Annotated in this window: 20 protein-coding genes; 6 read left to right on the plus strand and 14 right to left on the minus strand. The window is 64.2% G+C overall.

The genetic code is table 11. The features are described from left to right. The first annotated feature begins 70 nt into the window (after positions 1-70). The 3 genes from BMX85_RS20055 to BMX85_RS20065 all read left to right on the plus strand — a co-directional run bounded on the left by BMX85_RS20055 (position 71) and on the right by BMX85_RS20065 (position 3,877). Positions 71-751: an MGMT family protein gene (locus BMX85_RS20055; RefSeq protein WP_143068036.1), complete on the plus strand. Its 681-nt coding sequence runs from the start codon at positions 71-73 to the stop codon at positions 749-751. A 133-nt stretch (positions 752-884) separates the two neighbouring features. Continuing rightward, positions 885-1,670, plus strand: a complete 786-nt coding sequence (locus tag BMX85_RS20060) for a substrate-binding periplasmic protein (RefSeq protein ID WP_090322789.1) — start codon at positions 885-887, stop codon at positions 1,668-1,670. Between the two features lie 98 nt (positions 1,671-1,768). Next, positions 1,769-3,877 (plus strand): dipeptidyl-peptidase 5, encoded by a 2,109-nt coding sequence (locus BMX85_RS20065; RefSeq protein WP_090322793.1) that lies wholly within the window; start codon positions 1,769-1,771, stop codon positions 3,875-3,877. Positions 3,878-3,939: 62 nt separating this feature from the next. Here BMX85_RS20065 and BMX85_RS20070 read toward each other — a convergent pair whose 3' ends face one another. The 7 genes from BMX85_RS20070 to BMX85_RS20100 form a co-directional block, all read right to left on the minus strand. Continuing rightward, complete coding sequence (locus BMX85_RS20070; RefSeq protein WP_229210578.1) at positions 3,940-6,099, minus strand: metallophosphoesterase family protein; 2,160 nt, start codon at positions 6,097-6,099, stop codon at positions 3,940-3,942. A 61-nt stretch (positions 6,100-6,160) separates the two neighbouring features. Continuing rightward, complete coding sequence (locus tag BMX85_RS20075; protein WP_090323813.1) at positions 6,161-7,441, minus strand: MFS transporter; 1,281 nt, start codon at positions 7,439-7,441, stop codon at positions 6,161-6,163. A gap of 149 nt (positions 7,442-7,590) precedes the next feature. Further along, complete coding sequence (locus BMX85_RS20080) at positions 7,591-8,301, minus strand: BON domain-containing protein (protein ID WP_090322798.1); 711 nt, start codon at positions 8,299-8,301, stop codon at positions 7,591-7,593. Positions 8,302-8,435: 134 nt separating this feature from the next. Next, complete coding sequence (locus BMX85_RS20085; RefSeq protein WP_090322800.1) at positions 8,436-9,176, minus strand: hypothetical protein; 741 nt, start codon at positions 9,174-9,176, stop codon at positions 8,436-8,438. A 164-nt stretch (positions 9,177-9,340) separates the two neighbouring features. Then, positions 9,341-11,041: a dipeptidyl-peptidase 3 family protein gene (locus BMX85_RS20090; RefSeq protein WP_090322804.1), complete on the minus strand. Its 1,701-nt coding sequence runs from the start codon at positions 11,039-11,041 to the stop codon at positions 9,341-9,343. 23 nt (positions 11,042-11,064) lie between these two features. Further along, entirely contained in the window at positions 11,065-12,015 is a 951-nt protein-coding gene (locus BMX85_RS20095; RefSeq protein ID WP_090322808.1) for an SDR family NAD(P)-dependent oxidoreductase, read from the minus strand. 22 nt (positions 12,016-12,037) lie between these two features. Continuing rightward, positions 12,038-12,484 (minus strand): ester cyclase, encoded by a 447-nt coding sequence (locus tag BMX85_RS20100; RefSeq protein WP_090322813.1) that lies wholly within the window; start codon positions 12,482-12,484, stop codon positions 12,038-12,040. Between the two features lie 93 nt (positions 12,485-12,577). On the opposite strand from BMX85_RS20100, the gene BMX85_RS20105 reads away from it, so the two are divergent. Beyond that, positions 12,578-13,492: a LysR family transcriptional regulator gene (locus BMX85_RS20105; RefSeq protein WP_090322818.1), complete on the plus strand. Its 915-nt coding sequence runs from the start codon at positions 12,578-12,580 to the stop codon at positions 13,490-13,492. A gap of 19 nt (positions 13,493-13,511) precedes the next feature. Here BMX85_RS20105 and BMX85_RS20110 read toward each other — a convergent pair whose 3' ends face one another. The 3 genes from BMX85_RS20110 to BMX85_RS20120 are packed head-to-tail and all read right to left on the minus strand — an operon-like array spanning position 13,512 to position 16,554. Continuing rightward, positions 13,512-14,789: an MBL fold metallo-hydrolase gene (locus tag BMX85_RS20110; protein WP_218147384.1), complete on the minus strand. Its 1,278-nt coding sequence runs from the start codon at positions 14,787-14,789 to the stop codon at positions 13,512-13,514. Continuing rightward, entirely contained in the window at positions 14,786-15,430 is a 645-nt protein-coding gene (locus BMX85_RS20115; RefSeq protein ID WP_218147385.1) for a DUF2306 domain-containing protein, read from the minus strand. The genes BMX85_RS20110 and BMX85_RS20115 overlap by 4 nt, the downstream gene beginning before the upstream one ends. Further along, positions 15,430-16,554 (minus strand): zinc-binding alcohol dehydrogenase family protein, encoded by a 1,125-nt coding sequence (locus BMX85_RS20120; RefSeq protein WP_090323817.1) that lies wholly within the window; start codon positions 16,552-16,554, stop codon positions 15,430-15,432. The genes BMX85_RS20115 and BMX85_RS20120 overlap by 1 nt, the downstream gene beginning before the upstream one ends. Positions 16,555-16,611: 57 nt before the next feature. On the opposite strand from BMX85_RS20120, the gene BMX85_RS20125 reads away from it, so the two are divergent. Beyond that, positions 16,612-17,565, plus strand: a complete 954-nt coding sequence (locus tag BMX85_RS20125; RefSeq protein WP_218147386.1) for an AraC family transcriptional regulator — start codon at positions 16,612-16,614, stop codon at positions 17,563-17,565. A gap of 80 nt (positions 17,566-17,645) precedes the next feature. On the opposite strand, the gene BMX85_RS20130 is transcribed toward BMX85_RS20125, so the two are convergent. Both BMX85_RS20130 and BMX85_RS20135 read right to left on the minus strand, forming a co-directional pair. Beyond that, positions 17,646-18,245: a short chain dehydrogenase gene (locus BMX85_RS20130; protein WP_090322827.1), complete on the minus strand. Its 600-nt coding sequence runs from the start codon at positions 18,243-18,245 to the stop codon at positions 17,646-17,648. Between the two features lie 10 nt (positions 18,246-18,255). Beyond that, positions 18,256-18,855 (minus strand): short chain dehydrogenase, encoded by a 600-nt coding sequence (locus BMX85_RS20135; protein ID WP_090322830.1) that lies wholly within the window; start codon positions 18,853-18,855, stop codon positions 18,256-18,258. A gap of 101 nt (positions 18,856-18,956) precedes the next feature. Here BMX85_RS20135 and BMX85_RS20140 point away from each other — a divergent pair, with 101 nt between their 5' ends. Then, entirely contained in the window at positions 18,957-19,925 is a 969-nt protein-coding gene (locus BMX85_RS20140; protein WP_090322834.1) for a LysR family transcriptional regulator, read from the plus strand. 33 nt (positions 19,926-19,958) lie between these two features. Here the strand turns inward: BMX85_RS20140 and BMX85_RS20145 are convergent, their stop codons facing one another. Further along, positions 19,959-21,413 (minus strand): efflux transporter outer membrane subunit, encoded by a 1,455-nt coding sequence (locus BMX85_RS20145; protein WP_090322838.1) that lies wholly within the window; start codon positions 21,411-21,413, stop codon positions 19,959-19,961. Positions 21,414-21,456: 43 nt separating this feature from the next. Further along, complete coding sequence (locus BMX85_RS20150; protein WP_090322842.1) at positions 21,457-23,082, minus strand: DHA2 family efflux MFS transporter permease subunit; 1,626 nt, start codon at positions 23,080-23,082, stop codon at positions 21,457-21,459. Between the last annotated feature and the right edge of the window lie 4 nt (positions 23,083-23,086).

The raw sequence follows: 23,086 nt of genomic DNA on the forward strand, positions 1-23,086 counted from the left end.
GCCACGCTATACTGGCGCCATGACCGCCACGGCAGAACATCTCTTCGTCAAAGCCCGTCATGGCAAGCCCATGGCCGCCGTCGACAGCCTGACGCTGGTCGCCGGGCTCGGTATTGCAGACGACATCAACGCCCACCGCCTCAGCCCGCGCCAAATCCTGGTGACCGCCGCGTCGGAACTGGCGGCCCTGGCCCTGCCTCCGGGGGCGCTGCGCGAGAACCTGGTGATCCGCACTGACAGGTCCGGGGACTTCCAGCCCGGCGCCGCGCTCACGACCGCCGGCGGCATCGAAATCCGCCTGACGATGCACTGCGAACCGTGCAAGCTGCTGCTGCCGCTGGTCGGCGACCTGGCCGGCATGATCGGCCGGCGCGGCATCCTCGGCGTGGTCGTCGCGGGCGGACCACTGCGGCGCGGCGACGCCCTCGAGCTGGTCCCCGGCCGCTATCCGGCCTTGGCCGAATCGGTCTACCAAAAATTCCTCGATTTCGTGCCGACGATACCGCGCGGAAGGGTCGTGCGTTACAGCGATGTGGCGCTGGCGATCGGCGCCGACAACAGTTTTGTCCGCGCCATTCCCGGTTATATCAAACGCAGCCTGGCCACCGGCCTGCCGTTGCATCGCATCGTCAGCGCGCGCGGCCAGTTGCTCGCCACCGTGGCCGGCCAGGCGGACCGGCTGGCGGCGGAAGGCGTGCCGTCGGCCGGCGCGGTCGACCTCGACGCCTATCTTTGGCATGGCGATGTGTAGAAGGTGGCGCTGCGCAGGCAAACCCACGTGGCGCGGAATGACGCGGCTGTTATACTTTCCCGTAGTTAAAAGTTAAGAACGCAAGCGATATCGAAAACGCAATGAAAACCCGCGCACCCCACCGTAACACACCATGCTGCTGACACGGCTGCAAGCGCCGCTATTGGCCTGCTCGCTGCTGTTCGCGGCAATTCCGGCCAAGGACGCGGCGGCGGCCGGTCCGGTCGTCACCTTGCGGGTGGCGGCGCAGGCCGGCACCGATCCCAAGTTCATCGACGCCGGCGACGGCCGCGTCATCGGCGTGTGCGTCGATATCTTCCGCACCATCGAGCGCATCGATCCGGGCCTGGTGTTTGTCGGCGACCAGCAATGGCTGCCGCTGGTGCGCGCCCACGCCGAGGTGGCCAACCACCAGCACGACGCGCTGTGCGCGATCCAGCGCACGCCCGAGCGCGAAGTGCAATACAACTATCTCGACCTGCCGCTGCTGCCGCTGCGCTTCCAGCTGCTCGCGCGCGCCGACGATCCGGTCGTCATCCACAGCTGGGAAGACGTGCGCAAGCTGGGCGCGAACGGCGTGATCCTGACCAACCGCGGCTTCGGCACCACCGAGGCGCTGGAGCGCATCGGCAACCTGCGCTTCAGCGCCAGCGCGGCCGACCCGATGAACAACCTGCAAAAGCTGGTGGCGCGCCGCGGCCGCTTCTTCCTGCACCGGGGACCGGGACTGAAGAATTTCGTGCAACGTTCCGGCTACGGCGCCCAGGTCAGGATCCTGCCGATGGTGATGTACCAGACCGAAACCTACATGGCGATGGGCACGCACGTCGATCCGGCGGTGACGGCCCGCGTGCGGCGCGCCGTCGAGCAGATGGAACGCACCGGCGAACTGGCGCGCCTGCTGAAGAAATGGGATTGACGGAACGGCCGGGCCAGGCGCGCGGCCCGCAGGAACTTGATTGACAGCAACCGCCGTTTTGGCGACTATCGTCGTTTTGTCTTTTTAACGACCACGCCATGACTCCACCGCGCCTTTCCCTTCTCGCCCTGCTCCTTTCCGCCGCGCTCGGCGGCCACGCCCACGCGGCCGACGCGTCCGCCAAACGCGCCATCACCCACGAGGACGTGTGGCTGATGAAACGGGTCGGCGCGCCGACCGCCAGCCCGGACGGCAAGTGGGCGGTGTTCGCCGTGACCGATCCGGCCTACGACAGCAAGGAGCAATGGTCGGACCTGTGGATCAAATCGCTGGCCGACGACACGCCGGCGCGCCGCCTGACCTTCAGCAAGGGTGGCGAAGGGGCGCTGAACTGGTCGCCGGACAGCCGCCAGCTGGTCTTCGTGGCCAAGCGCGACGGCGACGACACCGGCCAGATCTACCGCATCGACGTCGCCGGCGGCGGCGAGGCGCAGCGCCTGACCACCTTGACCTTGGGCGCGCGCCAGCCCAAATTCAGCCCGGACGGCAAGCAGCTGCTGTTCGTCAGCGATACCTTCCCCGGCGCGGCCGGCGAGGACGACATCAAGAAAATCGCCAAGGAGCGCAAGGAGCGCAAATACAACGTGCGCGCGTACGAAAGCTTCCCGCCGCGCTTCTTCGACAAATGGCTCGACGACAAGCAGGTGCGCCTGTTCGTGATGGACGCGGCGGTCGGCGCCAAGCCGCGCGACCTGCTGGCCGGCACCAAGCTGGCCGCGCTGCCGGGCTTCGGCGGCGGCCAGGGCGACGAGGGCCAGTCGCTCGACGCGATCTGGTCGCAGGATGGCAGGGAAGTGGTGTTCTCGGCGTCGATCAACCGCGACGAGGCGGCGCGCGCGGCCGGCTACACGCAAATCTTCTCGGTGGCGGCCGCCGGCGGCGAGGCGCAACAGCTCACGCGCGACCAGCACAGCTACCGCGCGCTCAAGTTCAGCAAGGACGGCAAGACCTTGTTCAGCCTGACCGAGGCGGAGGAGCCGGGCAAGGTCTACGACGTCAGCCGCATCGCCAGCTTCGCCTGGCCGATCGCCGATCCGGCGCCGAAGATCCTGACGGCATCGCTGGACCGCTCGATCTCGCGCTTCGTGCTGCCCGATGGCGGCAACCGCGTGGTGTTCAGTTTCGAGCACGCCGGCCTTGAGCAGCTCCATTCGATCAACTACGCGGGCGGCGACCTGCGCGCCGAGCCGTCGCTGCCGACCGGGTCGATCGGTTCGCTCAGCGCCGGCGGCAAGGCGCTGGTCGGCGTGTGGGAATCGGCCATCAACCCGCCCGAGGTGTACGCCTTCGGCAATGGCGCGCCCAAGCGCCTGACCTCGTTCAACACCGAGCGCGCGGCCGCCATTGACTGGCAGGCGCCGGAGCACTTCTGGTTCAAGGCCAGCGACGGCCGCATGATCCACAACATGATCGTCAAGCCGGCCGGCTTCGACCCGGCGAAAAAATATCCGCTGTTCGCGGTGATCCACGGCGGCGCGGCCAACATGTGGCGCGACCAGTTCGTGCTGCGCTGGAACTACCACCTGCTGGCGCAGCCGGGCTATGTGGTGCTGCTGACCGACTACAAGGGCTCGACCGGCTATGGCGAGGAATTCGCACGCGCGATCCAGGGCGACCCGCTCAAGGGTCCGGGCGACGAGGTCAACGAGGCGGTCGACGAGGCGGTGCGCAAGTACGGCTTCGTCGATGGCGCCAGGCTGGCGGCCGGCGGCGCCAGCTACGGGGGCCACCTGGCCAACTGGCTGCAGGCGACCACCACGCGCTACAAGGCGATCGTCTCGCACGCGGGCGAAATGGATCTGGTGATGCAGTGGGGAACCAGCGACAGCATCTTCGGGCGCGAGGTCAACAGCGGCGGACCGGTGTGGGGCAATTTGCCGGTGTGGCGCGAGCAAAGCCCGGTGATGCAGGCGGGGAATCACGAAAAGGGAACGGGGTTCAAGACGCCGATTTTGATCTCGGTCGGCGAGCTCGACTACCGGGTGCCGGCCAACAACGCGTTGATGAACTTCGCGACGCAGCAGCGCTTGAATGTGCCGAGCAAGCTACTGGTGTTCCCGGACGAGAACCACTGGATTTTGAAGGGGGATAACAGCCGCTACTTCTACAGCGAAGTGCACGGCTGGCTGGCGAAGTATTTGAAGTAATTTTCCCCGCGCAAGCGGCTGTTCGTGGCTCCCGCCGGGGCACGAACAGCCATACCCTCCGCTTAATTGAAACTCAAGCCCGTGGCGCTGGTGTTGGTCAACGTCCTGGCCTTCAGGTCGATGCGGAAACTGTCGCTCGGCTTGCCCGAACCCAGCCCCTTCAAAATCCCGAACACCTGCTTGAACTGATACTGGAACAGCACGTTGACCGGATTCTGGTCCGACGGCAAATCGCCGATCTTGACGATGGCCGCCGGCGCCGCCGGAAACGCCGCCATCAGCACCTTGTACTGCGCCACCCGCTGCGCGCCCATGTCGCGCAGCGCCAGCTCGCCCGCATACACCGTCCGGTGGAAGTCGCCGTAGAACTCGTACGCGCTGATCTTGGCGAAGTCGTCCAGCTTCAGATTCGCCGCCGACGCCAGCTGCTCGGCCTTGGCGGTCGCCGCCGCCCAGTCGGCCGTCAGCTGGCTCGCCGCCACGCCCCCGTCGGCCACCGCCCCCTTGGCGGCGCAGGCGGCCGTCAACGGCACCACAGCCGGATTGTCCTTCAGCTGCGCCAGGGTCACCCTGGTCTGTAATTGCGACAGGATCAGCATCTGGCGCGCGTCGAGCGCGGTCGCCGCCTGCTTCATTTCGCACGGCCAGTACTCGTCCATGAAACGCAGGCGCGACAGCTCGCCGAAGTAGGTGCGGGTGAATTCGCCGTACGAGCGCGTATCGAGGATATTGCGGTTCCAGCGCTTGGCGACATCGCCGGCCAGCACGCTGCCCTGCAGGTAGTCGTACTCGGTCTGATACAGCGGGAACAGCTCGTTATAGCGCGCCACGTTGTTGAGGCCAACGGTCTGCACATCGACCAGGTCCTTGCTCTGGTAGCTGACGATCTTGTACGCCGCGCCGAACACGGCCAGCGACGGCGACTGCACATTGACCAGGTAGTTGCCGGCGGCGTCCTGGAAATCGTTGGTGCCGTTGAAGTGCATGTGGCCGCCCACGTGCAGCGGCAGGCCGGTCGCGGCCAGCGCCCTGGTGGTGGCCGCGTCCGGCACGCGCGCGGTCTGGAAGGCGCCCGGCTTGAACACCGCCTTCATCGCGTCGGTCTGGTTGGCGTAGAAGTCCATCGTCGGATAGTGCGAGAACGCCATCAGCTGCTTGCCCTGCGCCTTGGCGCGCGCGGCCACCGACTTGATCCATTCCATTTGATGGATCTTGTGCGTGGTCACCTTATTCCAGCCGGCGTTGCCGGCGTTGTCGAAGCCGGCGAACGCGGTCGGATTGGCCGGGTCGAACTTGCCGTTCGGGACGTGGACGTTGGCGTCGACCGCCAGCAGCCACAGGCCCTTGACCGGTTCGACCAGGTAGCTGGCGTCGATGATGTTGGTGCAGCGCGTGTAGGACTTGCCCAGCTTGGTCTCGCCGGCGGCCTTGTAGCTGCCGCCCTCGCCTTCCGCGCAGATCTCGAACTGGCGCTTGTTCAACGCCGACGAGGCCGACGCGGCGTCGAAGCTGTATTTGCCGTCGGCGTATTTGCTGAACGGGGTTTCCCAGTAGACGTCGCTCTTGTTCGGCATGTAGCCGAAGTCGCCGAGCTTGGTGAGCAGGCGCTCGTAGCCCTGCTCGGTGAGCTGGGCGGTGCAGACGACGGTCGGGTCCTTGGCCTTGCAGGCGGCGTTGTTGGGCGCGTAGATCTTTTGTTCCTTGCCGTCGCGCGTGAGGAAGTCGTTTTTGCCGGCCTCGTCGTCGTCGTACGGCTCATTGGGGTCGTGGTTGCCGGGCGCGATAAAGAAGCGCATGCCCTTGGCCTGGTATTCGCGCAGGATGTCGGCCAGGCCGTCGATGTTGATCGGCTGGGCGTCGTCGGAGATGTCGCCGGGCAGCGCGACCAGGCGGATGTTCTTGCCGTAGGCGTCGTCGAGCGCGGCGCGGAAGGCGAAATAGTTTTCGTTGAACAGGCGGGTGGAGGTCAGCTGCGCGTACATCGTGCGGATGGTGGCGTTGCGGCCGTCCCTGGTCGGGATGCCGGAAAACTGGCTGCTCTTGAAGTCGCCGTAGATGTTCTCGAAGTGCACGTCGCTCATGAAGGCGACCGGGGTCGACGTGTAGCCGTCGGCCGGAATCGGCTCGGTGGCGGGGACGTGGTCGCTGCCGCATGCGGACAACAACGACATCATGGCGGCGGCCGCGATCAGCGGCCGACGGGCGTTCCAGGCATTGCGCATGCAATCTCCATCAGTCTGTTTCAGGTGGTGCGCATTGTGGCACCCCGGTGTGACAGGCCGATTACATGGCAGGACGCGGCATACGCCGGATCAGCAAAATGACGCCGGCGGCGAGCAGACAGGCCGCGCCGGCGGCGAACAGCGCCGGGTTGTAAGTGAGCATGATGGTGCGCGCCCTGCCCGCCCCCCAGGCGGCCACGGCCGCGCCCAGCTGGTGGCCCGCGAACACCCAGCCGAACACCATCCCCGCCCGCTCCTTGCCGAAGGTGGACGCCACCAGCCGCACCGTCGGCGGCACGGTGGCGATCCAGTCCAGGCCGTAAAACATGGCAAACAGGGACAGCCCATAAAACGTGAACTCGGAATACGGCAACCAGAACAACGACAGCCCGCGCAAGCCGTAATACATGAACAGCAGCTTGCGGTTGTCATAGCGGTCCGACAACCAGCCCGAGCCGATGGTGCCGACCAGGTCGAACGCCCCCATCATCGCCAGCACCGATGCGGCCGGCACGGCGGCCAGTCCGGCGTCACCGCACAGCGAAATAAAATGCGTCTGGATCAGGCCGTTGGTGCTCAGCCCGCAGATAAAAAACGTTCCGAACAGAATCCAGAACACGCGGTTGCCGGCCACGCTGGCCAGCACCTTGAACGGTGTGGCGAACGTGATGTGCATCGGCGGCGTCGGCGGCGCGACTTCAGTGCCCGGCGCGGCGCCGTAGGGAGTGAGGCCCAGTTCGTTGGGCCGGTTACGCATCAACAGCAACACCAGCACGGCGACCAGCGCGCAGGCGGCAAACACCGGAATGACGGCCATGCGCCAGCCGAAGCGCTCGATCAGCCAGGCGCCCACCGGCAGGAAGACCAGCTGCCCGGTGGCGGAACTGGCGGTGAGCATGCCGACCACCAGGCCACGGTGGCTGTCGAACCAGCGGTTGGAGACGATCGCGCTGAGCACCAGCGCGGTCATGCCCGAGCCGATGCCGAGCATGACGCCCCAGAACAGCACCAGGTGCCAGAACTGCGTCATTTGCGTGGCCAGCGCCATGCCGGTGGCCACCAGCGTCAGCGCGGTGACCACCACGTGGCGCAGGCCGAAACGCTCCATCAGGATGGCGGCGAACGGCCCCATCAAACCGAACAGCACGAAACGCACGGCCAGCGCGGACGAGATTTGTTCGACGTTCCAACCGAATTCGGCGGCCAGCGGCTGCAGCAGCGCGCCCGGCAGGCCGAGCGCCGCCGACGAGGTCAGCCCCGTCAGGAAGGTGACGGCGACGATCACCCATGAGTAATGCCAGCCGCGCCGCCGCAGCCAGTTGGAAAGCGATAGTGCGAACATGATGTTCCTTGCGATGACGATGGATGCGGCGATGCGCGGTTGCAGACCACCGCGCGGTCCGGCCATTTTAAATTATGGTCATAATGAATGCAAGGAAAAGAAAGGGGCCTCGGCGGAGGCCCCGATCAGGGGGAAAGACGGGCTACGGCTTATTTGATGCGCAGCGAGCTCTTGACGTCGGTGACGCCTTTGACGTTGCGGGCCACGTCGACCGCTTTATCGGCTTCGGCCTGCGACGGCACGAAGCCGCTCAGCACCACGCCGCCGTTGGTGGTTTCAACTTTGACGTCCAGCGATTTCAGTGCCGGCTCGGCCATCAGTTCGGTTTTGACCTTGGTGGTGATGACGGTGTCGGCGACGGCGTCCTTGGCCAGCTCGGTTTTCGATTTGGCTTCGCACGATGCCTTGTCGGTGCCGGTCATGGCGCTGCAGTCGATGCCGGTCTGGGCGACGTCGGCGGCATCCTTACCGGCCTTGGCGGCGTTGATGGCGGCGACCTGCTGCGACTTGGCGGTGCTCAGGCAGCTATCCTTGGCGTTGCCGTCCAAGGTATCGCATTTTTCCTTGGCCAGGCCGTACTGGGCATCGGCCAGTTCGGTGCGAGCTTTTTCAATCGATTTTTTGTCGTTCTTGTACTGCATCGTGGCGTTCGCCTCGGCCGTCGCGCGGGCGACTTTGGCCTGCTCCTGGCAGACGTCCTTGGCATTGCCGGACTGCGCATCGCAGGCGGACTTGGCGGTCTTGTAATCGTTGGCAGCTTTGTTGGTGGCTGCCTTGTAGGCCACCGTGTCGTTGGCTGGGGTGGCGGCGAAACTGGCGCTGGCGGCGCCGGCCAGAACCAGGAAGAGGAGCTTGTTCATGATGTGTCCCTTTGTTGTGGTGGTTGGTGGACACATTAAACGCCGACAGCAGAGAAACCTCTGTGCGGGAACGAACAGAGTTGGGGAATTGTTATTTTATGACTATGCACACCGCCGGCGTGACTTCGATATCGCTAGCGCTGAAGCGACGCCTGGCGCATGCCCTGGCGGGCGTCCTGGCGCGCGTCCTGGTTCAGCAGACCCTTTTGCCACAGGCTGCTGGCCTGCTCGAACAACGGCAGCTCGGCGGCAAAGGCGTCGCCGCTCGACGCCAGTTGCAGCCACGCCATGGTGGTGTGCGAACCGACAACCGCGCCGGACGGCGAGGGTTGACGCACCTGGCGCATCCATGCGGCGACGATGCCGTACTGCTCCGGGTGACGCTGCTGTATCCACGCCAGCGCGGCCAGATCGGCGAAGCCTTCCTCGCGGCGGGTCTGCTCCAGTTCCTGCGCTTGGGCTTGGGCTTGACCGTGCGCGGCGTGGTCGTGTTCCTCGAAACCGGCCGGCATCTCGTGCCACTGCCCCTGCACGTAGCGCCAGCAGTGGCCCACTTCGTGCGCGAACATCGCCTCGATCATCAGCGCCCGCTGCTCGGCCGGCACGCTCGACAGGACGTCTTCGGCATTGGTCTTGTTACGCATCGTCAGCACCAGCTTGCAACGTCCGTCCTGGAAGCCCAAAGCCAGCGGCACGTCGGTCGGCTTGCCGGTGGGCTGGACGATGATGTCGATCGGCAGTTTCAGGTCTTTCTTGGCGTACTTCAGCATGGCCGATCCGGCGGTGAGCCAGCGGGTTTCCATGTCGGTCAACTCCGCCGCGGAAGCGAAGTTGGAGCAAAACAGCAGCAGGGAGATAAGTAGGCGCGTGATCATGATTTGGTTTCCTCAAACCAACTTTATCACGACCACGGAAACTTTTATTGCCGTACGGAAGTTTTTTTCTACGTAGGCAAACTTGAACTATTTGTTTGAAACGCCACTGTGTAAGCGGATTGACAACGGAGACCGGACGGCCCCCGTTCGGGAAAGGTGAGGACTTACTTCGCCAGCAGGCTTTGCGCCGTCTTGAATTCCGGACGGATATCGTTGGGCACGGATTTCATTTTATCCAACGCTTTTTGCACGTCCGGACGGATCACGACGTATTTGGTCATCATCTCCCGCGCGCGCGCGTAGTCGCCGGTGGCCTCGATGGTCAGGAACTCGCGGTCGAGATCGGTGACGGCGGACTTGATCTTTTTGAAATCCACCGCGAACGTGCCATCGCCATGCGACACGAAGCCGCCCTTGTCGAGAAGATAATTCACCTGGATCGCCATGCCGCGCGCGTGCGAATCGGTCAGGCCGAAATGCAAGGTGCGGAACGCCGACGCCAGGAACGTCGTGTACAGCTTGCGCTCGGCCGCCTCGCCCTGCCCCAGCGTGCCGGCCAGCTGGCCCTTGTCCATCATATAGGCCAGCACGTACAGGCCGGTGATGTCCGCCTTGGCTTCCTCGATGGTCGAATAGGCTTCCTTCAAGTCCTGGCGCGGGGTCGATTCCTTGCCGTCGACCTTGGTCACGTGCGGTCCCAGGCCGTGCGTGATCTCGTGCGCCAGGATGTGCGTGAAGAACGAGTCGAAATCGACATCCTTCTGGTCGGCGGGCTTGAGCACCAGCTTGGAGATCGGCGTCAACGTCGATTTGAACTTGGCTTGCTGTACGTTCTTGAGCATCACGCGCTTGGAACCGCGCTGGCTGATGATGCGCTCGTCGTTGGGCAGGTTATAGGCGGCCGTCTGCACGCCCATGTTGCCGTCGCCGGCGCCGTACACCTGGTTGACCACAACCATCGGCGCGATGGCGCCGACCTTCGGATTGCGGTACTGCGCGTCGAGCGGCAGATTGTCTTCCAGCTCCTGCATGTGCTTGGCGAAGAAGTCGAGCTTTTGCGTCTCCTTCTGGTCGCGGATGTTGACGTAGGCCTCGAACGCGGCCTTGTAGCCGAACAGCTCGTCGTTATAGGTCTCGTACGGGCCGATGGTGACGTCGACCGGCGCGTCCAGATCCATCCAGGCGAAGTCGGAGGCCAGATAGTCGTTGCTCAGGAAAGCATCGGCGCGCAGTTCGAGGAACTTCTTCAGCGAGGCGTTGTCGGTCGCGGCGGCGGCTTGCTTGAGCAGCGCGGCGGCCTGCTGCAGTTCGGCCTTGTATTCGTCCGAATATTTGACGGTGGTGAACTGGCCGTCGGCGTTGCGGCGTATCGTCGTGAAAAACCACTGCGCCTGTTCCTTGTCGATCGCCGGCAAGGCGTTCATCCAGGTTTCCAGCTGGGCCTTGCTGGCGTCGGCCGGATAGAAATTGCCGCCCTCCGGCTTTTTGGCGGGAATCTTGATGCCGTCGATCTCGGCCGGCAGGAACGATTCATGGCTGTCGAGGATCGACCACGGCCCCTTGTTGAGCCAGAAGTAGCCCAGGCGGGCCTGGCCCAGCGGCGTCTTGTCCTTCTTCAGCGCGGCCCACAGCGCCTCGTTGCCGGACCAGCGCTGGCGCAACTGCAGCACGTCGATGATCTTGGCCGCCTCGATCAGTTTGACGATGGCCTTCTTGTCGCCGGCGGAGAGTTTGCTGGTGTCGGCGGTCAGCGCGATCGGCGCGTACCGCTTGCTCATTTTGTTCAGGTCGGCGACGTCGGCGGGCGCGGCGTAGGCGGCGGCGCAGGCGAGCGCCAGCGCCAATGGGAGCAGGATTTTTTTCATTCGAACCTCGGGTGGAGTGAGGGTCACATTGTAATCCACCGGTCGCCCTGCCCTCTGCCCGGAGCAACAGCTTGCGGCACCGCCGGCGCCAGGTCGGCCAACCCCAGTTGTGCCAGAAACGCGGTCTGCTTCACGTGGTAAACAGCGTCGATGGCCTCCGTGCCTTTTTGCTGACCATCGATGATGACCCGCGATGGACGCGTGCCACGTGGCATGGACAATACCTGGCACGCGGCACTGCCCACGTCTTCAACCGTCAGCGCGCCACCGTTGGCCGCGTCGATGGCGCTGAGTTTGTCCCCCAGAGTGGCCATGCGCGCGGCAAGATCGCCATACTGCTCACCAATCGCCGCATAGGCGGGCGCCTGCGCGTGTGCGAAGTGTTCGGTCCCTGTAGTAAAGGCGCCGGGGACCAGTGTCACGCTTTCGATACCGAAAGGACGTACCTCCATGCCCATGATTTCAGCCAGTGCATCGCCAGCGACCTTACTGGCAACGTAAGGCCCCAGAAATGGTTCGTGCAAACGCGCGGTCGTGCTGCCGACGTACATCAACAGTCCGCGACCTTGCCGGCGCATCGCCGGCAAGACGGCGCGATTGACACGTAACCAGGAAAGCGCATTGGTATCGATGATCCGTGCGACCTGATCGATCGAGAACGATTCGCTGATCCCTTGCATCAGCATGCCGGCATTGTTGACGACGACATCCAGACGTCCATCCTTGCCGAGGATGGCGTCCACCGCCGCCCGACAACCGGTTTCGGACAGGACATCTAGCTCCAGCGTGCCAAGCGCAATGTTTTCACGCTTGGCGAGTTGCCGCAGCTGCGCGACGCACTGGGCATTTTTTCCTTCAGTTTCGCGCATGCTGGCATAGACGATGTGGCCATTGCGTGCCAGCGCCAATGCAATAGCATGGCCTATGCCGGACGAGGCGCCGGTCACGAGCACGACTTGTGGATCTGTTTGCATGAGTGCCTCCGTTATATAGGGTTCAACCTTGTGGCGGGAATTGGCCAAGTTGCAGGAAGAGGCCGAACCAGTCCTCCATGTGCCACGTGGTGGTGACTAGGCCGTCGGCGAGCGTGTGAAACTCGTGCAAGCGGAAACTGACTTTTTTCCCGGTTGGAGCGATGCCGAACAGCTCACCCAAATGCGTCCCGCTGATCTCGGCGCGCACGGCAACCTTGCCAGGCTGCTGGACCGTGTCGTGGATCGTGATTTGCACGTCTGGTAATGCGGCGGCAAGCATGCGGAGGATGGGCTTGATGCCTGCCGGGCCGGGTTCCTGCCCCGGCGCCAGCGGAATGTCGTCCCAGTCGGGGGCGAGCACGGCGTCCACGAGGTCCGGGTTCTGTTCGCTGAAAGCCCGATAAAGCGTTTGCACAGCAATGAGTTCGGCGCGTAATTGCTGGGAAAGGTCGGTAGTTGCGATAGTCATGAAAGGATCTGCTCAGAGTTGAAGGAAGTGTCAGTGTGTTCTTTGCAGTACAATCAGTCCAACAAATAAACTATATAAGTGATTATTTGAATCATGGATTTTCATGGCATCGATTTGAATTTACTGGTCGCTTTCAACGCATTGATGAGCGAACGAAATGTGACGCGTGCCGCGACACAGGTGGGCGTGAGCCAGCCTGCCATGAGCGCGGCCTTGTCGCGGCTACGTATCCTGCTCGGCGATCCGCTTTTCCAGCGCAGCAGCACGGGCTTGATTCCCACGCCGCGCGCGCGGGATCTGGCGCTACCGGTCGAAGAGGCGTTGCGCCAGATTGAATTGGCGATGATCAGCCAGCCCGTTTTTCAGCCCGGGACGGCGTCGGTGACGTTCAAGCTGGGCCTGCAGGATTACCCGACGGTGGTCGTGCTTCCGCCCCTGATCGCCGCACTTGAACGCTCCATGCCCGGAGTAACCTTGAACGTCATTGCGTTTAATGACCGTGACGCCGCTGTCGATTTGCTCGATGCAGGGGAGATCGATGCCGCGATTGGCGTGTCGCCGACGGATACGGATGCCCGCATCCGGACGCGGCCACTGCTGCGCGACGAGTTTGTCACCATCGTATCGCGCGATAATCCGGCGGCGGGACGTCCAATGGACTTGAACAGTTACCTCCAATTGCAGCACGTGCTGGTGTCACCCGAAGGGCAGATGCATGGGCTCGTCGATCAAACCCTCGCCCAACAGGGAAAGAAGCGCAAGCTCGCATTGACCTTGCCACAACTATTTGCGGTGCCTGCGGTTATTGCCCGCACCAACTGGGTCGCCACCATACTCAAACGCGCAGCGCTTGAGTCGCAGGCTAGTCATCGACTGATGCTGTTCCCGCCGCCCATGGCGTTGCCTGAAATCGTTTTTCACCTGATCTGGCATCGACGCAGCGATAACAACCCCGCTCAACTTTGGTTCAGGGAATTTATCGCAGAACATTCAGTCGCTGTGGACTGAACCTTTCCACGACGTGGGTCTAGTCGGGAACAGCCTCGCGTGTCGGAACAACAGGACAGGTTGTCGGCGCAAATCGTTGGGCCGGACTACCATTGATCGTCGCGACGATCGGCTTTTCGTTCGCCGACGTCCATCTCAACGTCGGCCACCAACGCTGCACGTCTTCAGGTCTCGGCACGGTCGGTTCGACAGATTGGCCAGGCCGTGGCGTGATCACTTTCAGGTCGGCGCAGCGCGCCGCCGCCAATACGCGCTCCACCGGTTCGGTCCAGGCATGCGGCGCCAGTTTGAACAAGCCCCAATGTACCGGCAGCAGCACGCGCGCGTTGACTTGTTTCGCCGTCAGCACCGCCTGCTCCGGACCGAGGTGCGCATCAGGCCAGGCTTCGCTGTATTGACCTGATTCAATCAGCGCCAGGTCGAAAGGTCCGTAGCGTTCTCCTATTTCCGTCATCGCATGTTGCAATCCGGTGTCACCGGAAAAATACACCCGGTAGCGCGCCCCCAGCAATGCAAAGCCTCCCCACAAGGTGTGGTCGCTGCGCGGATCGAGACGCCCCGACGAATGACGCGCCGGCACGATCGCGACAGCCAGCGCGCCGACCTGGGTCGATTGCCACCAGTCCAGCTCCACGATGCGCGTCCGCGCAATGCCCCACCGCTCCAACCGCCCGCCCATACCGAGTGGCACAATGAAGAGATTGGTCCAATGCCGCATCGCTATAATTGTAGCCTGGTCCAGGTGGTCATAATGGTCATGCGAGATGATGACCGCGTCGATGCGTGGAAACTGCGTCAGCGCGATGACCGGGGCGTACCAGCGCCGCGGTCCCAGCCATCCGATCGGCGACGCGCGCTCACTCCAGATCGGGTCCGTCAGGATCCGGATGCCATCAATTTCCAACAACGTCGACGAGTGGCCAAACCACGTGACACGTAAGCCGCTGTCAGGCGCCATTGCCAGCATAGCCGGGTCTGTCATCACAACCGGTACGGGTGAAGCCGGCACGTCGTCGGGTGCGCCCGAGAGCGCCCGCAGCAGCGCTTTGGGCAGATCGGTGTGGCTTCCTTCGGCATTCCGGAAGCGGCCGTCGCGCCACTCGGGAGACGCCGCAATCGCCGCCGGCCGGTCGCCTGCGGTGCTCGCCCGCCATGCCTGGCAACCGCACAGCATAGATGAAATCAGCAGGACACCGGCTATGAATATGGGCGCGGCTCGCCGTCCCATCTCCGCAAACAGCGAAAATTGCATCACGGTGGCTTGCAGGTATTGGGAGCCGAGGTATCGTTGGCTCATTTTTGTGCGAACGCGCGGCGGCCAAGAAACCATTCCGCAAGCAGGATGTTGGGCACCCAGCACAGCCAGGAAACCACTTGATAGGCCACCAGGAAGTCGAGCGCCAGCAGGCTTGATAACGGCAGATAGACACGCAATGTGACGGCCGCTAACGTGAGTGCGAAAGAGCGTATCATCCATCGCCGGTGCGCGGTCACGTTGCCTTTGAGGATGTTGTAGATCGCGACACTGGTGGTCGCCAGCCAGGCGCACCCCAGGGCGCCGAATCCGGCGCCGGCAATTGCCCCGGCCGACGTGCCTGCCGCCAGTATCAGCGCCGACACGCCTCCAATCAGGCAGCCGAGCACGTACAGGCGGCCGCCGATGCGATGCAACACAGGCCAACGTGCACGTATCGCCGGCAGAAACTGCGTCGCGCCCAGCAGCAAAGCCGATGCCGCACCGGCCGCATGCACCTTGATCCAAGGATTGAAATAGCGGTTCAACGCGGTCACTTCGGGAACCGGCCCCTTGCCGGGTAGATAGCGCAAGGAGACGAGCGCGATGACGCTGCTGATCAGCGCCATGCCGCCCCAGGCGAACCAACCCCATGCGGGCATCCCCTCCCCGCTGCCAGCGGCGGCGGCGGCAGTCCGCGCCATCACAACGTCACCACCAGCTTGCGCGCCGACACGCCGCGGCGTTGCCGCGCCATGGCTTCCGAGATAGATTGCAGGCCGTGCCCGACCACCTCGGAAGGCGGCATCGCCGCATATATTTTGCGCGACAGCGCCTCCGGCAAGAATGCGCCGTAGATCATCTTCCCCACTTCGTTCTCGATGAGCGAGCCGCCCCAGATCATCTTTGTCTCGAGCCCGGTCCGCTTTGCCAAGAGTTTCAGCGCGATGCTGCCGGCCACCATTTTGGCGAGTGCTGGCAGCAGTTTGCGCCAACGGCCCGGCGTGCCCGTCACGTCATCAAACGACGCTGGCGCGCTAGCTTGCGCGACAAAGCGTCTGCCTTCACACTGTGCAAGTATGCGCATGCACGCGGCGGCCGCGCCCTTGCCGATCGTGATGGCCCCGACCACCTGGCGACCGCGCATCGCGTCGACAATCTCCGCATCAACAGATGGACGGCGATAGTCGAACACGTGCGCCGCGCCCAGCTGGCGGACGTAATCGAAGTTAGCGGGCGAGCAGGTCGTCGCGACGTCATAGCCCGCTGCGCGCGCCAGTTGAATCGCGTTGCTGCCGACGCTGGAGGAGCCTCCCCATACCAGCACGGTCTCGCGCGTTGGCACGGGGTCCACCCGCGGCGGTGCGAGTGCCAGAAAGTCCTTTTGGAAAAGTCCGCACGCCGCGGTGGACAGACCTAACGGCAAAACCGCCGCGTTTTCGAACGATAGGTCCGCCGGAATGGGCGAGGCCATGTGCGCAAGCAGCAGCACGAGTTCCTGGAATCCGCCTTCCGCCGCCTTGTTGCGACATTTTTCGATCCCGGCAGCATGCCCAAGCACGCGATCGCCAATGCGAAAACGGCTCACCCCCGGTCCCAAGGCCACCACCTCGCCGGCCACATCCGTTCCGATGACTGCGGGATAGGCAAGGTAGCCCGTGACGACATCGCCAACCGCCTGTACGTAGCGATCGAACGGGTTAACGGCGAGCGCGCGGACTTTCACCGCGATCTCGCCGGCACCCGGACTGACGTCGGGGACCGACGCGATGATTAATTGTGCCCGCTTGCCGGGCAGCAGGAGCGCTAGGTGTGTCTGTGGAGTCATAATCATCTCATCGTTGAAGGTTAGCGGTTACTATAAGCGCGAACATTCGGACCATCCATGCGCGATGGTCGCAATATTTATCGCTATCGTCCAAATCTGATGGATCCACTATCTGACTTTCTCATGCTCATGCGACCTTGCGATTACGGCTTTCGCGGTCTGGACGCCGCCGGCAACTGGGCGCTCGCGTTTACCGCGTCCGACGGCGTGCTTTGCTTCGCGATCGAGACCGGCGGCTGCTGGCTCCGGCTCGCCGATGCGGCGGCGCCGACGCGTCTGGAGGCGGGCGACGTCGTGTTGTTAACCGGTGGCGGTGCGGTGCATCTGTATTCCGGTGAGACGGCGGAATCGCGGGACGCCCAAGCGTTTCTGTCCCAAGTGCCGCCAGGCGAAGTGGCAACGCTCAATGGCGGTGGGGAGTGCAGAGGTATCGGCGGCTACTTCGGCCTGGAAGGAACGGACGGCAGGGGCTTGCTTGACGCAATCCCTCCGGTCGTCCACGTCCAGTCCGCGACCAGCAAGACCGCCCTCTACAGCGGTGTGAAGCGCCTGATGAGCGAGCTGCGGGATCCGCGCCCGGGTAGTGAATTGATCGCTAGTCATCTTGCGCAGGCACTGCTGGTCGAGGCATTGCGCGCGCACCTGGAGAATGCGACCGCCAGCCAGGGATGGCTCGCGGCGCTTTCGGTGCCAACCTTGCGTCGCGCGCTGACGGCCATGCATGCCGACGTCGCCCGTCGCTGGACCTTGCAGGATTTGGCTGCCGTGGCCGGCATGTCGAGATCGAGCTTTGCTGCGCGCTTCGAGCAGGTTACCGGGCAGACGCCAATTGCCTATCTCACACGTTGGCGCATGTTCCTCGCTGCGGACCGGCTGGCCAAGTCTGGCCGCTCTCTGGCCGATGTGGCGGCGTCGGTCGGCTATGAGTCCGAAAGCGCGTTCGGCTCTGCGTTTAAGCGCGTGATGAATTTCTCGCCACGCCAATACCGCACAAGATCGTCCACCCAATAAGGCGGCGCGGCCGCGCATGCTCCGGCTAGCGCGCCGCATCGGGTACTTGCGCCTTCGCGACCCAAACTATCGGATTGCCGCTACCAGGCCCGGTACACCTGCCCCGTTTGCGCGCCGTCGACGCTGCGCGCATACGCCAGCGCGGCGCGCTTGCCGGCGATCGGCTCGAAGCCGATGAACAAAGGCCCGAACACCGGCATCGACTCCTGCAGCACCGTCGGGCTGACGACGTTGATACGCAGCCCGCGCGGCAGCTCGATCGCCGCGCCGCGCATAAAGCCCACCACCGCCGCATTGGCCGTGCTGGCCGCCGTCGCGCCGCGTATCGGATGATCGGTGTCGACGCCGCTGGTGAGCGTGATCGAACCGCCGTCGTTCAAATAGTCACGGGCCACCAGCGCCACGTTCACCTGCCCCATCAACTTGCTGTTCAGGCCCACGTGGAAATGCTCCGGCGCGAGTTCATCGAACGGCCCGACGTGCAGCGCGCCGGCGGCCACCACCACCGCGTCGACCTTGCCGACTTGCGCGAACATCGCCCGCACCTGGGCGATGTCGGCGATGTCGGCCTGATACCGGCCGCTGCGCGTACCGACGCCGACGATCTCGTGCCGTTGTCCGAGTTGCTCGACGACGGCGGAGCCTATGGTGCCTGTCGCACCGATCACGATCACTTTCATGGCCGCCCCTTTACCACGCACGATAGACTTGGCCGGTCTGGGCGCCGTCGACGCTGCGCGCGTACGACAGTGCCACGCGCTTGCCCGCCGCCGGCTCGAAGCCGATGAAGAACGGGCCGTAGCTGCCCATCGATTCCGCCAGCACCGTGGGGCTGACGGCGTTGATGCGCAAGCCGCGCGGCAGCTCGATGGCGGCGGCGCGCACGAAGCCTTCCACCGCCGCGTTGACCATCGTCGCGCTGGCGCCATTGCGGATCGGCTGCTCGGCCACGATGCCGCTGGTGAGCGTGATCGAACCGCCGTCGTTCAGATACTCGCGCGCCACCAGCGCCACGTTCACCTGCCCCATCAACTTGCTGTTCAAGCCCACGTAGAACTGCTCCGGCGTGAAGTCGGCCAGCGGGCCGAAATGCAGCGAGCCGGCGGCCACCACCACCGCATCGACCTTGCCGATTTGTTCGAACGCCGCCCGCACCTGGGCGATGTCGGTGAAGTCGGCCCGATACTGGCCGCTGGCCGCGCCCACCGTCACGATCTCATGGCGCTTGCCCAATTCTTCCACCACCGATTTGCCCACCGTGCCCGAGGCACCGATAACGACGATTTTCATGATCCACTCCCTGTCTGGTTAAGTGGAACCAGTATCGCGGCAATCACGGCATGAATAAATGAGCTAAGATTAAGTTCATTACAAACTTATGGTTAGCAATCATGGACAAGCTGCGCAGCATGGAGATTTTTGTCGCGGTGGTCGACGCCGGCAATTTCACGGCCGCCGCCGACAACTTCAAGATTTCCCCGGTCATGGTCGGCAAGCACATCGCGCAGCTGGAGGCGACGCTGGGCGCGCGCCTGCTGACCCGCACTACGCGCCGCCAAAGCCTGACCGAGATCGGCGCCCAGTACGTCGAACGTTGCCGGGCCATCCTGGCGCAGATCGCGGCCGCCGAAACGGGCGCCGAAGCGATGCGCAGCGTGCCGCGCGGACGGCTCAAGATCACCGCGCCGGTTTCCTTCGGCACCGAATGGATTGCGCCGGCGATGACGGACTATCTTCGCCGCCATCCGGAGGTGAGTCTGGATTTGAGCCTGAGCGACCGCACGGTGGACCTGGTGGAGGAAGGATACGACGCCGCCATCCGCATCGGCCGGCTGGAGGATTCGACGATGGTGGCGCGGCCTCTGTTCGATTACGCGATGGCCATTTGCGCCAGCCCGGCGTATCTGGAAAAGCACGGGGCGCCGCAAACGCCGGACGACCTGGCGCGGCACGAATGCCTGGATTTCATGGCGTGGTCGCTCAACATGCGCTGGCGCCTGCAGGGGCAGACCGGCAACCGCAACCTCGAGGCCAGCCGCTTCCGCGCCAACAACGGTCAGGCCTTGCGCATGGCCGCGTTACAGGATTTTGGATTGGTGATGCAGGCGGAGGTGCTGCTGGCGCAGGACATCGCCGCAGGACGGCTGGTGCCGGTGCTATGCGACTACATGCCGACGCCGCGTCCGATGAATCTGGTCTACCCGCGCGACCGGCAAGCCACGCCGAAGCTGACCACATTCGTGGACTTCATCGTCGACCGGTTCGGGCCAACATGGTCCCCGGGCCACGAAGACAAAACGCTCAGGACCAGCGGCGCACCGCCGCTGGCCTCATCGCGTAACCGTAAAACAATCGCGTAAAACTCAATTGCGTAAAACTTAGCTGCGTAACACTTAATTGGCCACCGCCGCCAGCCGCTCCGACGGCTGCCAGCCTGCGCCCAGCGCGCGTGCCACCGACACCGCCGCCAGCAAGCGCTGCGTATTGATCTGCACCGCCGCGCGATCGGCCGTCAGCGCGCTGCGCTGCGCATCCGTCACATCCAGATAGGTCGACACGCCGCGCTCGTAGCGCGCACGCGCCACCAGATAACCGCGCGCCGCCGCCACCTGCGACGCCGATTGCGCCTCGCCCTGCAACTGGCGCTGCTGTACATCCGACAGCGCGTCCTCGACCTCGCGCAAGGCCGTCAGCAGCCTGGTTTCATGATTGGCGAGCGCCTCCTCATAGCGCGCCTTGGCGATCGCCAGGTTGGCCTTGTTGCGGCCACCGTCGAAGATCGGCAGCGACAGCGCCAGCGGACCGGCGCTGAACTGGCGCGAACTTCCCTCGCCCAGCTTGCGCAGGCTCTCCGACGCGTACCCGAAGTTGCCGGTCAACGTCACGGAAGGATAGAACGCGCCTTCGGCCACGCCGATCTGCGCGTTGGCCGCGCGCAGGGTCGCCACGCTGCCCGCCAGATCCGGACGCTGCGCCAGCAGGCTGGCCGGCAGGCCGACCGGAATCGCCGGCGGCTGCGGCAGCTTGGCCGCATCCGTGTTGGCCGCCGTCAGCATCGCCGACGGCGAGGCGCCGACCAGGGTCGCCAGGCTATGTTCCAGCAGGTTGCGCTGGCGCTGCACTTCCTGCAGATCGGCCTTGGCGTTCGCATACTCGATGCGGGCGCGCGAGACATCGAGCTCGTTCGACAGGCCGGCGTCGAAGCGCGCCGTCACCAGCTCCTCGCTTTCGCGGCGGGTATCGAGCGCGCCCTTGAGGATCGCGATTTCGGCATCGAGGCCGCGCAGCTGCCAGTAGGTCGTCGCCAGCTGCGACGACAGCACCAGCAGCACACCGTCGCGGTCCGCCTCGGCCGCCAGCGCCTGCGCGTCGGACGCCTCCACCAGACGGCGCACGCGGCCCAGCAGATCGAGTTCGTACGACATCGAAGCGCCGACCGTATAGTTGTTGCCCTTGATCGAACGGCCGCCCAGCGCCAGCCCTTGCGACGTCTCCGCCGACGTGCGCGAATTGGCGATCGAGGTGTTCACGCTCAGCGAGGGCTGCTGGCTGGCGCGGCTGACGCCAACCTGCTCGAGCGCCTGCACCAACCGCTGCGCGGCCGCCTTCACGCTGGGATTGTCGCGCAGCGCGGTCTGTTCAAGATCGTTCAAGGTCTTGTCGTTAAAGACCGTCCACCACTGAGCCGGCAGATGCGCCTCGCTGGCGCCGGCCTGCGGCAGATGGCGGAACGAGGCGTCGGCGACGTTTTTCGGCGCGGAGAAATCGCTGCCGACGGTGGCGCAGCCGCTGACTGCCAGGGTGATGGAGACAGCGAGCGTCAGGCGCTTCAAAGCTGAATTGAACATGGTGTTACCTCACAAATTAGTTAGAGTTGGCGCGCGCATCGATTTAGTGCGCACCGCCGCCGCCACCGCCCGAAGGGGCTTTGACTTTATCCGAGAACCACAGCACGCCGATGCAGGCGAACAGCACCATCGCCACCAGGAAGAAGCCGTCGTTGTAGGCCATCACAAAGGACTCGCGCCGCACGATGCCGTCGACCGCCTTGAGCGCCATGTCCGACGCCGTGCTGGCGTCCATGCCCTGGCCGATGAACGATTGCGTCAACGCCGCCAGACGATCCTGCGTGGCCAACGCGAAGTTGCTCACCGATTCGCCGATGCGCTGCGAGTGGAAATGCTCGCGCGTCGTCAGCGCCGTCGCCAGCAGGGCGATGCCGATCGAGCCACCCAGGTTGCGGGTCATGTTGATCAGGCTCGATGCCGATGGCATGTCCTTCGGCTGGATGCCGTTCATGGCGAAGTTCGACAACGTCAACATCACGAAAGGCTGGCCCAGCGCGCGCACCACCTGTGACCACAGCAGCTGGTCGTAGCCGGTGCTGGCGTCCATGTAGGCGTTCATCAGGCACGAGCCGCCGAACAGCAGCAGCCCGAAACTGCACAGGATGCGGTTGTCGATCTTGGACGACAGCTTGGCCACGAACGGCATGATGAACAACTGCGGCAAGCCTGACCACATGATCACTTCACCGATCTGCATCGGCGAGTAGCCGGCGATCTGGCCCAGGTACAGCGGCAGCAGGAACGACGAACCGTACAGCCCCATGCCCATCGCCATCGACAGCGCGGTGGCGGCGGCGAAATTGCGCTTGCCGTACAACCCCAGGTTGACGAAGGGCTGCGGGCGCAGCGCGCTGTTGACCACCCAGCCAAGCAGGCCGACGATGGACATCGCCGCGAAGGTGATGATGAAGGACGAATCGAACCAGTCCTTGCTGTTGCCCTCTTCCAGGAAGATCGTCAGGCTACCCAGGCCCACGGCCATGAAGGCGATGCCCAGCCAGTCGGCGGTCAGCAACAGCGACGGTTGCGACTTTTCCTTTTCCAGGCCGATCCCGATGCCGAAGATCAGCAGCAATCCTGGCACCCAGTTGATGAAGAATATCGACGGCCAGCCGTAGATTTCGCTCAGGTAGCCGCCCAGGGTCGGGCCCATCGACGGCGCCAGGGTCGCGGTCAGGCCGAAGATGGCCATGCCGGTGGCGCGCTTAGACGGCGGCAGCAACGTCATCACGATGGTCATCGCCATCGGAATCAGGGCGCCACCGGTGAAGCCTTGCAGCATGCGGAAGGCGATCATGCTTTCGAGGTTCCACGCGAAGCCGCATAGCGTGGAGAACACCAGGAACAGCGCGGTGGTGCCGATCATGTAGTTGCGCAGGCCGAAGACGCGCGTCAGCAGGCCGGTCATCGGAATGATGATGATCTCCGCCACCAGGTACGCGGTGGCGATCCACGAGCCCTCTTCCTGCGTGGCCGACAACGCGCCGAGAATATCCTTGAGCGACGAATTGGTGATCTGGATGTCGAGCACCGCCATGAAGGCGCCCATCATGCCGGCGGCGACGGCCATCCAGGTGCGGGCGGAGACCTTCTCGCTCGGCATGACGGGGGCCTGCGGAGGGGCGAGCGGCTTCCCGCCGCCCGGCGTATCGATCGTGGTGCTGGCCATGGAG

The sequence above is a fragment of the Duganella sp. CF517 genome (genome assembly GCF_900110275.1).
Taxonomy (GTDB): domain Bacteria; phylum Pseudomonadota; class Gammaproteobacteria; order Burkholderiales; family Burkholderiaceae_D; genus Rugamonas.